The 13,225-nt window shown below is 54.2% G+C and carries 13 protein-coding genes and 1 riboswitch; of the genes, 10 read left to right on the top strand and 3 right to left on the bottom strand.

Annotated features, from left to right (window positions below; genetic code table 11):
* Window positions 1-126 precede the first annotated feature (126 nt).
* Window positions 127-1,665 (bottom strand): diguanylate cyclase, encoded by a 1,539-nt coding sequence (locus tag PKO01S_RS19300; RefSeq protein ID WP_164779675.1) that lies wholly within the window; start codon window positions 1,663-1,665, stop codon window positions 127-129.
* A 451-nt stretch (window positions 1,666-2,116) separates the two neighbouring features.
* On the opposite strand from PKO01S_RS19300, the gene urtA reads away from it, so the two are divergent.
* From urtA to urtE, 5 genes are all read left to right on the top strand, one after another.
* Complete coding sequence (urtA, locus tag PKO01S_RS19295; RefSeq protein ID WP_127533079.1) at window positions 2,117-3,373, top strand: urea ABC transporter substrate-binding protein; 1,257 nt, start codon at window positions 2,117-2,119, stop codon at window positions 3,371-3,373.
* Between the two features lie 116 nt (window positions 3,374-3,489).
* Window positions 3,490-4,395, top strand: coding sequence for an urea ABC transporter permease subunit UrtB (gene urtB, locus PKO01S_RS19290; protein WP_127533078.1), 906 nt, complete (start codon window positions 3,490-3,492; stop codon window positions 4,393-4,395).
* Window positions 4,396-4,509: 114 nt separating this feature from the next.
* The gene (gene urtC, locus PKO01S_RS19285) at window positions 4,510-5,595 is read left to right on the top strand and encodes an urea ABC transporter permease subunit UrtC (RefSeq protein ID WP_127533077.1); all 1,086 of its coding nucleotides are present in this window, start codon (window positions 4,510-4,512) and stop codon (window positions 5,593-5,595) included.
* The gene (gene urtD / locus PKO01S_RS19280) at window positions 5,561-6,358 is read left to right on the top strand and encodes an urea ABC transporter ATP-binding protein UrtD (RefSeq protein ID WP_127533076.1); all 798 of its coding nucleotides are present in this window, start codon (window positions 5,561-5,563) and stop codon (window positions 6,356-6,358) included. Before urtC ends, urtD begins: the two co-directional genes overlap by 35 nt.
* Entirely contained in the window at window positions 6,336-7,034 is a 699-nt protein-coding gene (urtE, locus tag PKO01S_RS19275) for an urea ABC transporter ATP-binding subunit UrtE (RefSeq protein WP_127533075.1), read from the top strand. Before urtD ends, urtE begins: the two co-directional genes overlap by 23 nt.
* A 74-nt stretch (window positions 7,035-7,108) precedes the next feature.
* Here urtE and PKO01S_RS19270 read toward each other — a convergent pair whose 3' ends face one another.
* A complete protein-coding gene (locus tag PKO01S_RS19270; RefSeq protein ID WP_127533074.1) occupies window positions 7,109-7,771 on the bottom strand; it encodes a hypothetical protein in 663 nt (220 codons plus the stop codon).
* A 54-nt stretch (window positions 7,772-7,825) separates the two neighbouring features.
* On the opposite strand from PKO01S_RS19270, the gene PKO01S_RS19265 reads away from it, so the two are divergent.
* Window positions 7,826-8,422 carry a uracil-DNA glycosylase family protein gene (locus PKO01S_RS19265; RefSeq protein WP_127533073.1) on the top strand — a complete coding sequence of 199 codons (597 nt, stop codon included), beginning with the start codon at window positions 7,826-7,828 and terminating at the stop codon, window positions 8,420-8,422.
* 75 nt (window positions 8,423-8,497) lie between these two features.
* Here PKO01S_RS19265 and PKO01S_RS19260 read toward each other — a convergent pair whose 3' ends face one another.
* Window positions 8,498-9,055, bottom strand: coding sequence for a hypothetical protein (locus tag PKO01S_RS19260; protein WP_127533072.1), 558 nt, complete (start codon window positions 9,053-9,055; stop codon window positions 8,498-8,500).
* A 449-nt stretch (window positions 9,056-9,504) separates the two neighbouring features.
* A riboswitch (guanidine-I (ykkC/yxkD leader) is annotated at window positions 9,505-9,664 on the top strand.
* A gap of 56 nt (window positions 9,665-9,720) precedes the next feature.
* Between PKO01S_RS19260 and PKO01S_RS19255 the strand changes: the two genes are divergently transcribed.
* The 4 genes from PKO01S_RS19255 to PKO01S_RS19240 are packed head-to-tail and all read left to right on the top strand — an operon-like array spanning window position 9,721 to window position 13,109.
* The gene (locus PKO01S_RS19255; protein WP_127533071.1) at window positions 9,721-10,725 is read left to right on the top strand and encodes an ABC transporter substrate-binding protein; all 1,005 of its coding nucleotides are present in this window, start codon (window positions 9,721-9,723) and stop codon (window positions 10,723-10,725) included.
* 18 nt (window positions 10,726-10,743) lie between these two features.
* A complete protein-coding gene (locus PKO01S_RS19250; RefSeq protein WP_246070640.1) occupies window positions 10,744-11,652 on the top strand; it encodes an ABC transporter permease in 909 nt (302 codons plus the stop codon).
* A gap of 60 nt (window positions 11,653-11,712) precedes the next feature.
* Window positions 11,713-12,432 (top strand): urea amidolyase associated protein UAAP1, encoded by a 720-nt coding sequence (locus PKO01S_RS19245; protein ID WP_127533070.1) that lies wholly within the window; start codon window positions 11,713-11,715, stop codon window positions 12,430-12,432.
* Window positions 12,433-12,452: 20 nt separating this feature from the next.
* Window positions 12,453-13,109 carry an urea amidolyase associated protein UAAP2 gene (locus PKO01S_RS19240; RefSeq protein WP_127533069.1) on the top strand — a complete coding sequence of 219 codons (657 nt, stop codon included), beginning with the start codon at window positions 12,453-12,455 and terminating at the stop codon, window positions 13,107-13,109.
* Window positions 13,110-13,225 lie beyond the last annotated feature (116 nt).

Below are 13,225 nucleotides of genomic sequence, written 5' to 3'. Positions count from 1 at the left end.
AGGGACGTTTTTTTGTATCACGAAAAAGGTGCTTAAATATCCGATTGTAAAACAAGACGGCAGCAGAAGACGATTCGAATCGTCTCCTGCTGCCGTTCAGCTTTCGAAAAGTACCTGTACGCTTGATCAGTGGAACTGTATGTTGTTCTTGCCCTTCCGTTTGGCACGGTACATAGCATGGTCGGCGCTGCCGACAAGCTGCTCCAGCGTCTCGCCGTCCTTCGGATAGACGGCCACTCCGACGCTGAGCTGTACGCGCAGCAGCTCGCCGTGAACGAGTATGCCCCGGTCGAACCGTTCCTGCAGCTTCGTTGCATGGGCCCGCAGCGACAGATCATTCGCTTCCGGCATGAGCATGACGAATTCATCGCCGCCGAAGCGGGCTACGATATTCGGCGGCGGCATTAGCCTCTGCAGCTCTCGAGCCACTTGCCGTACGACTTCATCGCCGTAAGCATGCCCTTGTGTATCGTTCATTTGCTTGAAATTATCGACGTCAATAAACCAAACCGCGAAAGGGGTACCGCCGCTCTCGCTCGCATTCTTCAGCTGCCGTTCAATGAAAAAAGTCATACGCCTGCGGTCCGGCAAGCCGGTGAGCGGATCGGAGAAGGCGTAGCTTTGAAGCGATTTCAACATGCGGTTGAACGAGCCGCCGAGCCGCCCCCATTCGTCGCGTGACGACTGCGGCATCTTGACGGAGCAATCGCCTTCTGATATGCGGGTGAAAGCCTCACGGTATGCGCGAATCGGCCGAAGGGCACGGGTGGCGAACAGCGCCGCTACGAAGATGCCGATCAGCATCGTCAGCACAATAATGAACGCAATGGAACGAAGCATTGGCGTGGCGGCAGACCGCGCTATGGCAAGCGGCGCTTCGGCGGCAAGCTTCCATCCGGTTGTTCTGACTGTCGAGTAGTAGAGCTGCATATCAGTGCGGCCCGTATTGGATAACAAATAGGACCCCTCGGAAGAGGAATCGAACATAGATGTGTAAGCGGTGTCATTAAGGAGAGTGCCGGGCTTAACTTGGGATGATGAGTCTGAGATGATGGCACGGCCGCTGTCAGCGAGCATAAACCGGACACCAAGCGTGTTAGACTCGGTAACCAGCTGCTGGGAGACGCTCTCCAGCGAGAGCCCAATATTGATCGTTCCGCTCCCGTCGGGCAGTGCGGCGACGACTGTCGTCTCCAGCTGTCCGTCTGCATTCTGGTAGGGCGGCATTGCGACGGCAGGCCGGTCTTGAAGGCCAGGCACAGTCGAAGAGGCTGCATCTAGGTCCGGGATCGGATATGAAGAACGCTGTGCGATGAGCTCGCGGGACAGACCCTTCTTGACGAGGATGTAGTTGTAGTTGTCATGCTTCTGTAGAAATAGCTGAAGCCATTCCTGCACGTTGTTCCAATCGGTCCGTAAGGCCCCGTTCGTCCGGCTGTCGTATATAAGCTGGGATAGCCATTCCGAATCTTCGTACGCTGAGCTAAGCGAATGGTCGATCTGTTGGTTGATGGAATAGAGACTGCTGTGGATACGCTCGTTAACGAATTGTTCGGCTTGATGATCGATGAGGCGGTATGCGAGCAAACTGACCAAAGAGGTGGGAACAAGCATGCTAAGGGTTACGGCTATAACGAACCTGTGCCGCAGACCTAGTCTCGGCATCGGGAGTCGCATCATAGGTCTCACCTTAGTCTGGTTATTTAGTACTAGATACTACCAACCTAATATTACCATGATTATCCTTAAAGTCCAGTATTGGAACAAGAAATTTAGAGTAAATATAATATTTGTCTCCTTTTTGCAAGATTAGGGTTCATAGAAATTAGGAACTTTTTACTTATGAGTGTAAATCCCATGTCATGTTAAAACTAAATCACCTTAATATCCACATTAAACACGAGGATTTTGAAGTAATAATGTTAAGTTATATAACATATACTTAGGAGTTAAGCACAAACCACTCCTATTTCACTCGATTTTAAAGAATGCCAAAAAACTGATGTTAACTATATTGACATCAAAGATAGCCGCCATCTATAATGAGAATCACGAATGATGGAACGGATTGGAAGACTATCGTTCGGAAATCGAGTGCTATAGGGGAGTGGGAGAAATGAAGAAAAAGAGATCGATGGTTCATTACTCGGTGTTGTTGATGCTTGCGTTGTGCCTTGGGCTTACGGCCTGCGGCGATAAAGACGAACCGGCGTCCTCACAGACCAGCGGCGGCGATTCGGCGGCGAGCGGCGATACGATCAAAGTCGGCATTCTACACTCGCTCAGCGGCACGATGTCGATCAGCGAAGTATCCGTGAAAGATTCGGAAATGATGGCTATCGACGAGATTAACGCCAAGGGCGGCGTTCTCGGCAAGAAGCTGGTGCCGGTCGTCGAAGACGGCGCATCCGACTGGCCGACCTTCGCGGAGAAGGCGCGCAAGCTTTTGTCGGAGGACAAAGTGGCGACGGTATTCGGCGGATGGACGTCGGCAAGCCGGAAGGCGATGCTGCCGGTATTCGAGGAACTGAATGGGCTGCTATGGTACCCGGTGCAATATGAAGGATTGGAGCAATCGCCGAACATTTTCTATACCGGTGCAACGACGAACCAACAGATCGTACCGGCCGTATCTTGGTTGCTCGAGAACCGCGGCAAGAAGTTCTATCTGCTCGGGTCGGACTATGTATTCCCGCGGACCGCGAACAAAATCATTAAAGAGCAGTTGAAAGCCGAAGGCGGCGAGCTGGTAGGCGAGGAGTATACCCCGCTTGGACATACCGATTACAGCACAATCATTACGAAGATTAAAGAAGCGAAGCCGGACGTCGTCTTCAATACGCTGAACGGCGACAGCAACGTCGCATTCTTCAAGCAGTTGAAGGACGCAGGTATTACGTCCGCTGACCTGACGACGCTGTCGGTATCGGTAGCCGAGGAAGAAATTCGCGGCATCGGCGCAGATGTGCTCGCAGGGCATCTAGCGGCATGGAACTACTACCAAACGACGGATACGCCAGCGAACAAGACGTTCGTCGAGAACTATAAGAAGAAGTACGGGGACGACCGTGTTACGGCCGATCCGATCGAAGCCGGTTATGACGCCGTTTATCTATGGGCTGCTGCTGTAGAGAAAGCCGGTTCCACCGACGTCGATAAAGTGAAGGAAGCGGCCAAAGGGTTGGAGTGGGATGCACCGGAAGGCAAGGTGAAGATCGACGGTGATACGCAGCATTTGTACAAAACGGTCCGGATCGGCGAAGTCGAACCGAGCGGCCAGTTCAAAGAACTGTGGAATTCCGGCGAGCCGGTGAAGCCGGACCCTTACCTGAAGTCGTTCACTTGGGCAGCATCGCTTAGCTCGGGCAACTAACCAGACTGCAGCATGAATACGTGACACGCAGTTCAGGGGGAGCATTCGCTGCAGCCGCTTCGAATGTTTCCCCTTTTCCTTATGTCTACTAATCGATCGACCGGTGAGGTGGATTTATGACGGTTTACATCACGCAGCTGTTCAACGGGCTGAGCGTCAGCTCTATATTGCTGCTTATCGCATTAGGGCTCGCTATAACGTTCGGACTTATGAATGTCATCAATATGGCGCACGGCGAGCTTATTATGATCGGTGCTTATGCGACGTATGTGACACAAAATATTTTCAAAAGCGCGCTTCCGGACTCCATGTTCAGCACGTACTTCATTCTGGCGATACCGGTCAGCTTCGCCGTCGCATTCGTCGTCGGCTTGCTGCTGGAGACGACGCTTATCCGGCATCTGTACGGGCGCCCGCTCGACAGCTTGCTCGCTACATGGGGGGTTGGCCTTGCGCTTCAGCAGCTCGCGCGTTCCATCTTCGGTGCGCCGAACGTCGGCGTGACGAGTCCGACTTGGCTGGACGGAGGACTCACGGTGATGGAAGGCGTCGTGCTGCCGTATAAGCGGCTGTTCATTATCGGGCTGGTGGCGGTCTGTCTGGTTGCCATGTACTTGTATATTTATCGCAGCCATGCCGGGCGCAATATGCGTGCTGTTATGCAGAACCGCGATATGGCGGCATGCTTGGGCATTTCGACTCGCCGGGTAGATGCAACGACATTCGCAATCGGCTCCGGCATTGCCGGCATCGCGGGCTGTGCGCTCACGCTGATGGGGCCGATCGGACCGTCGCTCGGAACGTACTACATCGTTGATGCGTTCATGGTTGTCGTGCTCGGAGGCGTCGGCAAGCTCGTCGGTACGCTGTTCGGCGCATTCGGCATCGGCATGACGAACACGCTGTTCGAATATTGGACGACGGCATCGCTTGGCAAAGTGCTCGTCTTCATCTGCATCGTCGCATTCCTGCAATGGCGGCCGAAAGGTTTTATTGCAATGCGTACGCGTTCTCTTGATTAATATCAGCTGATCATGCGCATGCGAATGGACCGATGGGGGATGGCTGCGTTCTTGAACGGATGCAGCGGCCGAGGACGGCATCGGTAAAGCTGTGAATCTTAGGGGGTGGGATATATGAAGAGCAATCCATGGACGGCGGCGCGGATATGGACGCTGATCGGCTATGCGGCCGCGTCGGCCGCGCTGTTCGCAGCGCCGCTCTATCTGAGCGACTTCCGCTTGAACTTGCTGGCGAAGTTTCTGGCGTTCGCGATCGTTGCGCTAGGACTCGATCTCATATGGGGCTATACCGGTATTCTAAGCTTGGGGCATGGCGTATTCTTCGGTCTAGGCGGCTACGCCATGGCGATGTATTTGAAGCTTGAGGCAAGCGGCGGCCGTATGCCTGATTTTATGGAGTGGAGCGGGCTGACTGCGCTGCCGGCGTTCTGGAAGCCGTTCGAGTCGCTTGGCTTCGCCTTCGCGGCTGGCATTCTGATTCCGGGCTTGCTGGCGTTGTTCCTCGGATACGTTACGTTCCGCAATCGAATTCGCGGCGTGTACTTTACGATTCTGACGCAAGCGCTTGTCATTATTGCGACAACTTTGTTGATTGGCCAACAAGCCTATACAGGCGGTACGAACGGCGTCACGGGATATTCCAAAATAGCCGGCTATTCGATCTCGAATCCGGATACGAAGCAAATGCTGTACTGGATCACAGCTGCATTCCTAATTGTGGCCTTCATCGTCTGCCGCTTCCTGGTCGCAAGCCGGTTCGGCAAAGTGCTGCGCGCTATCCGCGACGGCGAGAACCGGGTGCGGTTCATCGGCTACAATCCGGCGCTGTACCAGATGACGGCGTTCGCTATATCCGGCGCTCTCGCTGGACTTGCGGGCATGCTGTTCATCCTGCATGTCGGCATCATATCGCCATCGATGCTCGGCATCGTGCCGTCCATCGAGATGGTGCTGTGGGTCGCGATCGGCGGCCGCGGCACGATGATCGGTGCTGTGCTTGGCGCCGTCTTGATGAACTGGGGCAAAAGCGAGATTAGTGCACAGTATCCGGATGCTTGGCTGTTCGTGATGGGCGCATTGTTCGTTGTCGTCGTCGTGTTCCTGCCCAATGGCGTGGCTGGCTTATTCAGCCGATTAACTTCCATCAAGAGGAGGGTGACGGGCCATGATCAAGAAGCCGTCCGCAATCCTGCAGTGTGAAGATATTACCGTTTCGTTCGACGGTTTCAAAGCGATTCAAGGTATGGGTCTGACGCTTGAGCGCGGGGAATTGCGGTTCCTGATCGGACCGAACGGCGCGGGCAAGACGACGATGCTTGACGTGATATGCGGCAAGACAAAGCCGTCTTCCGGTAAAGTTGTGTACAACGGTGTCGAAGGTGCGGGTCAGATTGAGATTACACGAAAGAAAGAACACCAAATCGCGGAGCTTGGTATCGGGCGAAAATTCCAGGCGCCGTCCATCTTCCCGACGTTGACCGTATTCGAAAATCTCGAAATCGCTATGCGGCAAAACCGCAGCGTATGGTCCACCCTGTTCGCCCGCATGTCGGCGCCAGACCGGGAGAGAGTCGATGCGCAGCTGTCGCTAATCGGTCTGCAGGAAAAATCGTCCTGGCGAGCCGGAGGTCTGTCGCACGGCGAGAAGCAGTGGCTGGAGATCGGCATCATGCTTATGCAGGAGCCGGGCTTGCTGCTGCTCGACGAGCCGGTGGCCGGCATGACGGATAAAGAGACGGATAAGACGGGCGAACTGCTGAGAGAAATCGCCAAGTCGAGGACGGTCGTCGTCGTCGAGCACGATATGGAATTCGTTCGCAACTTCGCCAGCAAAGTGACGGTTATGCACGAAGGACGGCTGCTGAAGGAAGGTACGATGGACGAAGTGCAGAGCGACGACCGGGTTGCAGAAGTGTATCTGGGCAAAAGGCGGGATGCGGATGTTAGCCGTTCAACAGCTTGAAGCAGGTTACGGAGAGAGTGTTATTCTGCGGGATGTATCGTTAAAAGTAAAACCGGGGCAGGTCGTCTGTCTGCTTGGCCGCAATGGCGTCGGCAAGACGACGCTGATGAAGAGCATTATGGGCGTGCTGAAAGCCCGCCGGGGCTCGGTGTCGTACGGCGGTGCCGATCTGACGAAGTCAGCCCCGGCGAAGCGGGCGAAACGGGGGATCGGATATGTGCCGCAGGGGCGTGAAATATTCAGCCAGCTGACGGTATACGAGAACATTTTGGTCGGGCTGGAGGCGTCACGGGAGAAAGGGTCCGGCAGCATTCCGCCTGAGGCGATAGCAAAGTTTCCGGTACTGCCGTCGATGTATGAGCGCCGCGGCGGCGATCTGTCGGGCGGCCAACAGCAGCAGCTTGCGTTCGCCCGGGCGCTCGCGTCGAAGCCGGAGCTGCTGCTGCTCGATGAGCCGTGCGAAGGCATTCAGCCATCGATTGTCGATGACATTCGAGACGTTATCCGCTCCATCAAGCAGGACGGCAAGACCGCCATTCTGCTCGTCGAGCAGAGCCTTGATTTTGTCCGCAGCGTCGGCGACTACTTCTATATTCTCGACAAAGGTGCGGTCGCTTGGGAAGGCGAGCTCGACCGGCTGAGTGACGAGGTTGTGCGAAAATATTTGACGGTATAGAGAAAGAGAGAATGTCTGGCCAAAGGAAAGCCCCTCTGCGGCGAAATGCTGCAAGGGGCTTGGTGTATCGGCTTCTAGGATTGTTTCGTAGCGTGACTCACGTTATAGTCTATAACCATTCGGTGCTTTGTTTCCGTTTCTGGGGAGTCCAGGTAGGCCTCGCTTTCTCGCATCACTTGTTTCCAGTCGAGTGAAAATATCTTCGATTCATCATGGCCCTTTTGTATCTTAACCAGCTCGCTAATCATTTCATGTAAGGCACGCATTACCTCGACGGCGGAGTCCGATAGTTGAATATACTCGCCCTTGCTGTCGGTCGATACGGTATTCGCAGGATCGTACGATAAAGTGGATGCGAAGAATATGTCAAAGTCCTGAAGCATGGAAAACAGTCCATGTTCCCCTATATAGTGACTCGACTCTTCATACGAGTGCAAAGGCCCGTAAAGAAACGTTAATTCTTGATAGGTATAAGCGACTTGATTCATCGTTTGCTGCAAGTAAATCATGTCTGATGTATACAACCTGCGGTCCGATATGGCGTTAGTCAAATAGCCTGGAACATATCTTATTCTGGAGTAGTCCGTAATGTCCTTAGATATGACGGTGTTAACAACACTGTCCAGGGTGGACTTCGTCTTGTCCGCTTTGTTGTTCAACACGAAGTTCAGAATGACGGAGAATAGCAACAGTCCGGCGAGAAGGACGAGCGAATAAGTCTGATATCGTTTCGACATGGGATCACCTCATCTGTCATAATGAAAGCACGATATAAATACGGGAGTTTAAAGATGAATTTCGACGAGCCGAGACAACAAATCCTTCAGTGCCGGCTATGTGAGCCGAAGTTCGGATTTGAGCCGGTTCCTATATTCCAGGGTACGGAGCGCTCGGCCATCGTGCAGATCGGTCAGGCGCCATCCAGTACGGTTCATATGACGAAGAAACCATTCAATGATGCGTCCGGACAGAAGCTGAAATACAAGTGGTACGAAATAACGGATGAAATATTCTATAACGAAGACTTTTTCTATATTACGGCCATGGCCCATTGTTTTCCTGGTAAAAATGCCAAAGGAGGGGACAATCCGCCTCCCCTGGCATGTGCGAGAAAGTGGTTGAAGCAGGAGTTTGCGCAGGTGCATAACGAGATCTATATCATCATCGGCGCGAAAGCTGCGAAGTTTCTGTTCCCCGACGACAGCTTTGAAGAACTTGTCTTCAAGGACAGTGTGTTGAATGGCAAGCCTGCGTATGTACTGCCTCATCCGTCGCCGCTGAACGTCCGCTGGTTCAAGGATCATCCGCAATTCGAGGAACAACGGATTTGTGAGATCCGCAAGGTGATCTGGCGGGTGCTTGGCTTGAGAACGGGTGAGCAGGAATGAAGCGGTTATCGTTCTCCTGCTGTCTTGATTGATAGCCGGACATCGGCTTGTTCTCGTTTCGTTATTCCCCGTATATTACTTGTCTTTCTCCGTCGCGTCGCTTCTCAGCACGAATGCATATTCCTTCATCTTCCCTGCGTTATTCGTTACGAACCGGAAACCGCGAATGGTCGCGCCGGGCTCGTAGTCTGCCGATTGCGAGCTAAGCGAGGCCATAGGGCTGGGATTCAGAATGAAGGCTCCGGCCCCTTCCTGGAATGACATCGCCATCGGCTGCTGAGGGGGTTGGTCGGGAGATGGGGCATATTTCAGTGATCCGTCCGGGTTCAAAATATATTCCGTCATCCGGTACGATTCCGGTGTAATGCCATGCAGTTGGACTTCTACCGCCGATCCGAGCTTGATGTAAGGAATGTCTGCCGTGCCGGCTGCGCCGACCATCGATTGGAACAGCTCCGAATCGGATTCGTCGTACTCCGCAACCGTCCTCGATTGGACTTGCAGCTCCGTGCCGTCTGCAATGATTTGCACTTCCGGCAGTGTGGCTGCCGGCTCGCTGTTGTCTTTGCTGCTGCATGAGGCGAGCATCACCAGCAGCAGTACCGCCAGAATGCTCCAGCCTGCCTTGAACATGATAAACCTCCTTTGGATTTGGCCCCGCGGGAATGGCGCCGGCAGCCAATTGGTATGATCTAATCATATATCAAATTCGGACAAATTTAACCCATAATTGGAAATGAAAATAGAGAGCGGTTTAAGCTCGGTTTGCCTGCATATCCTGCACTCATCCGCTTTCGCTTCATCACGTCCGTAAGCCTCGATTTTAGGCCGATTTATGCCTGAAACTTCACATCATTGCTTCTCCCTCCCTCTTTTACCCCGACGAAGTTATCGCGTTCGTTCGACATGTCTCGCGAATCTGGTGGGTCTCTTTGTTCGGTTTTGAACATATTTACAAATTTAAATGTAATATAATCTAACATAATGGTTGACAATCCCGAACAATCTTAATAAACTACAGGTAAGTGTTAGGTTTCATGACAACAAAATATAGTTCTCGCCGAGCAATAAGGATGGGGAACGACAAAGCTGTCTAGGGTTCCGACGGTTCATCTGCAGGAGGCGCAACCGCCTTACTGCCCGGGAATCGGGTCTGGTCCAAGAGACGGCGTGCATCCAGACGGAAGCTGCCAACGGCTGACGGACGATTGCATAACACGGAAGGATAAAAGCCTGGGAGACTTCTCTCCCAGGCTTTTTCTTATACATTTTTATGTGAAGAAGAGGGAGTGGAGTAGATGAGAAAGTCTCGGAGAATGGTGCTTCTATTGCTTCTGGCTGTCGTCATGGCGGTTGTGGCAGGCTGCGGAAATTCGTCCAAGGAGTCAGCTGGCGGCGGCAAGGGTGATCCGGTCACGATAGCGCTCAGCCCTTGGCCGGGTTGGTATATGTGGTATCTCGTCGAAGAGCAGGGACTGTTCGAGAAGCACGGCGTCAACGTGGAGTTGAAGTGGTTCCCGGTGTACAGCGATTCGCTTCAGGCGCTCGCGACCGGCAAGGTAGACGCCAATTCGCAGACGCTCAGTGACACGCTCGCTCCGGTGTCCAAAGGAATAGGGCTGAAGGCTGTTCTAGTGAACGACAACTCGAACGGAGGAGATGCGATCGTCGCTCAGCCGAGCATACAGAACGTGCTGGATTTGAAGGGCAAGACGGTTGCTACCGAGCTCGGAACGGTCGATCATCTGCTGCTCCTGACGGCGCTGGACCAGAACGGGATGAAGGAAAGTGATGTTAACTTTGTGAACATGACGGTGAACGATGCGGGGCCGGCTTTTATAACAGGCAAAACCGATGCTTCGGTGCTGTGGGAGCCGTTCCAGACGAAGGCCGTTGTAGAAGGCAAGGGCAAAGTACTGTTCTCGTCTAAGGATACGCCGGGTCTGATCCCGGATCTGCTCGTCTTCCGCGAGAGCGTCGTGAACAACCGGAAGGACGACGTGCAGAAGATCGTGGACGCTTGGTTCGAAGGACTCGACTACTTCAACGCTCATCCGGATGAGGCTGTGAAGCTGCTCGCGAAGAAGGCGGAGACGACGCCGGAAGACTTTAAGCTGGGGCTAGACAGCATTAAGCTGTTCACCCGCGAGGACAATGTGAACGCCTTCGGCAAACGGGACGATTATACGTCGCTCGCCTATACGGCGCAGAAGACGGCTGATTTTCTGCATAAGCTCGATATGGTCGATAAGATCGACGACTTCGACGCCATTTTCGATTCGTCGTTCGTAGCGGCAGAATAGCAAGGGAGGCGAGGCTTGATGAATCCACCACAGGCTGCTTTCGAAGACTCGGCTGCATCGACTGGCTCGGCGAAGGCGAAGGCGAATGCGCAGGGACTGGCAGGAGCGAAGACCCGTCAAGAGGTGCCGGGAGGCAGACGGCGCAAAAAGCCGCATCGGCTGCAAATTTTCAAGGATATCGGCCCGAGGCCGTTCGCGCTGACGGCGGGCTTCTCCTTCCTGCTGCTGCTGCTCGTATGGTCCGCGCTGAGCTACACGAAGGCGGTAAATCCGATATTTCTGCCGTCGCCGGACATCGTGCTGCGGGAGATGATCCATCAGCTCGGAACGTCCGCTTATTGGCATCACATCGGCATTAGCGTGTTCCGGGTCACGGGAGGCTTCCTGCTCGCTTGCCTCATTGGCATTCCGATCGGCATCTTCGCAGGGACATTCAAGTACGGCGAGGCTTTCATCGAGCCGCCGATGGAGTTCATCCGCTATATGCCGGCCGTCGCCTTTATTCCGCTCATCATGGTATGGGTAGGGATCGGGGAATGGGCCAAAATCATGCTCATCTTCATCGGCTGCTTCTTCCAGCTCGTGCTGATGGTTGCCGACAATGTCCGCCGTGTGCCGCAGGATCTGCTTCAGGCGTCGTTCACACTCGGCGCAAGCCGGTGGAAAGCCATTGAGACGGTGCTTATTCCGGCGATCCAGCCGCAGCTTATGCATACGCTCCGCCTTATCCTCGGCTGGGCGTGGACGTATCTCGTTGTTGCCGAGCTTGTCGCCGTCAACAGCGGTCTAGGCTACGCCATTATGAAGGCGCAGCGATATCTCAATACCGATCAAATATTCGTCGGTATTATCGTGATTGGCTTGCTTGGACTTATAAGTGACCGAATATTCGCACTAATGAATAAACGATTTTTCCCGTGGGTGTAGTAGGACGGCCCAATACCAGTAGCTGATAACCCTTAATTTGGTAAGGAGGAGACAATCCGCATGAACACGATATGGAATACAACGATCCGTCCTGGAGGCAAGTGGTCGGGAACGATCGGGCGGGGCAAGCTGGTTCGATTCACTGCGCTCGAAGCGGGCGCTAACGTCTCAATCCAATTGTTCAACGCACGGGATTTGACCGAGCGCTACAATATGCCGGATACGCTGAAAGCCCAGCATACGGCGCATCTGACTCGCGGCAATGTGCTGATGAGCGATAATGGCCGCGTTCTGGCGGCAATCGTGGAGGACAGCTTGGGCTGGCACGATCCGCTGGCCGGTTATTCATATCGCGAGGCGACAGATGCAAAGTATGGTCTAACGAGCTATCAGGAGCTTCGCAACGATTGGCTCCGCAGCGGCCAAGAAAACTTTGCGGTCGAATTGGTCCGCTGCGGTCTTGGGATGCGCGACATGATGCCGGTCGTCAACCTGTTCTCGAAGGTGGCGGTCGAAGACAGCGGTCGAATGGTATATGACACATCCCACTGTCAGACGGGTGCAACGGTTACCCTCCGCACGGAAATGGATGCGGTGCTAGTATTGTCAAACACCCCGAATCCGCTTGATCCGCGCACCGGCTATCCATCCGTGCCGGTTCTGGTGGAGGTGCTGGCGGCGGAAGTGGTTGAGGCGGATGATTACTGCGTCAATTATCATCCGGAGAACCGGCGGGCGTACGAGAATACGTGGGAATATTACGCGCTTCTTGGCGTGTAGACGATAGGGAGGAAATAACGATGCAGACGGTATTCAATCGAATCGAAAGCAGCCGCCGCCCGGAAGAGGCGGTCTACGACGAGACTGTACTGGCAGGAGACGGCTGGATGCATCAGCTGCGGCCGGGGCAAGTGCTTCGCATTGTTGATCTGGAGGGCAATCAAGCGGCGGATACGATTTTCTATGATGCCGACAATCCGGAAGATCATTACAGCGCTGTTGCGACGATTGCAGCACAGGGGAACGTCTATCTGACGGCGGGATCGGTGCTGCGCGCCGAGTCGGGCAAGCCGCTCGTCGAGATCGTTGCTGATACGTGCGGCCGTCACGATACGGTCGGCGGCAGCTGCTCCGCACAGAGCAACACGGTGCGGTACGCGCACGAGAAGCTGCATATGCACAACTGCCGCGACACGTTCATGCTGCAGCTGTCGAAGCAGCAGGATGTCCGTTATACGAAGCGCGATCTCGCTCCGAACGTCAATTTTTTTATGAACGTGCCGTTGTCGGAGGACGGCGGATTGACGTTCGCGGACGGCATCTCATCTCCAGGCACTTACGTCGAGCTGAAGGCTATCGCTCATACGATGGTGTTGATCAGCAATTGTCCGCAGTTGAACAATCCTTGCAATGCCTATAATCCGACGCCGGTCCGCGTCCTAATCTGGAATCAGTAGCGGATTCCGCCAGAGGAACGGACTGGGGGCCGCACGCGTTGAGTGGGCATCGCGTGCGGAGGACCGCGGACCAGGATCACGATACATCGCAACAGGTTAACGACCGGGGAGGAGAA

Source organism: Paenibacillus kobensis NBRC 15729 (genome assembly GCF_004000825.1).
In the GTDB taxonomy this organism is placed as follows: Bacteria; Bacillota; Bacilli; order Paenibacillales; family Paenibacillaceae; genus Paenibacillus_T; species Paenibacillus_T kobensis.
The sequence above is the reverse complement of the archived record's forward strand: the minus strand, read 5'-3'. Positions and strand labels throughout refer to the sequence as shown.

Bases quoted from the DNA above. Each gene is read 5' to 3' on its own strand.
- PKO01S_RS19300 (WP_164779675.1), bottom strand. From the start codon at position 1,665: ATGCCGAGACTAGGTCTGCGGCACAGGTTCGTTATAGCCGTAACCCTT.
- urtA (WP_127533079.1), top strand. From the start codon at position 2,117: ATGAAGAAAAAGAGATCGATGGTTCATTACTCGGTGTTGTTGATGCTT.
- urtB (WP_127533078.1), top strand. From the start codon at position 3,490: ATGACGGTTTACATCACGCAGCTGTTCAACGGGCTGAGCGTCAGCTCT.
- urtC (WP_127533077.1), top strand. From the start codon at position 4,510: ATGAAGAGCAATCCATGGACGGCGGCGCGGATATGGACGCTGATCGGC.
- urtD (WP_127533076.1), top strand. From the start codon at position 5,561: ATGATCAAGAAGCCGTCCGCAATCCTGCAGTGTGAAGATATTACCGTT.
- urtE (WP_127533075.1), top strand. From the start codon at position 6,336: ATGTTAGCCGTTCAACAGCTTGAAGCAGGTTACGGAGAGAGTGTTATT.
- PKO01S_RS19270 (WP_127533074.1), bottom strand. From the start codon at position 7,771: ATGTCGAAACGATATCAGACTTATTCGCTCGTCCTTCTCGCCGGACTG.
- PKO01S_RS19265 (WP_127533073.1), top strand. From the start codon at position 7,826: ATGAATTTCGACGAGCCGAGACAACAAATCCTTCAGTGCCGGCTATGT.
- PKO01S_RS19260 (WP_127533072.1), bottom strand. From the start codon at position 9,055: ATGTTCAAGGCAGGCTGGAGCATTCTGGCGGTACTGCTGCTGGTGATG.
- PKO01S_RS19255 (WP_127533071.1), top strand. From the start codon at position 9,721: ATGAGAAAGTCTCGGAGAATGGTGCTTCTATTGCTTCTGGCTGTCGTC.
- PKO01S_RS19250 (WP_246070640.1), top strand. From the start codon at position 10,744: ATGAATCCACCACAGGCTGCTTTCGAAGACTCGGCTGCATCGACTGGC.
- PKO01S_RS19245 (WP_127533070.1), top strand. From the start codon at position 11,713: ATGAACACGATATGGAATACAACGATCCGTCCTGGAGGCAAGTGGTCG.
- PKO01S_RS19240 (WP_127533069.1), top strand. From the start codon at position 12,453: ATGCAGACGGTATTCAATCGAATCGAAAGCAGCCGCCGCCCGGAAGAG.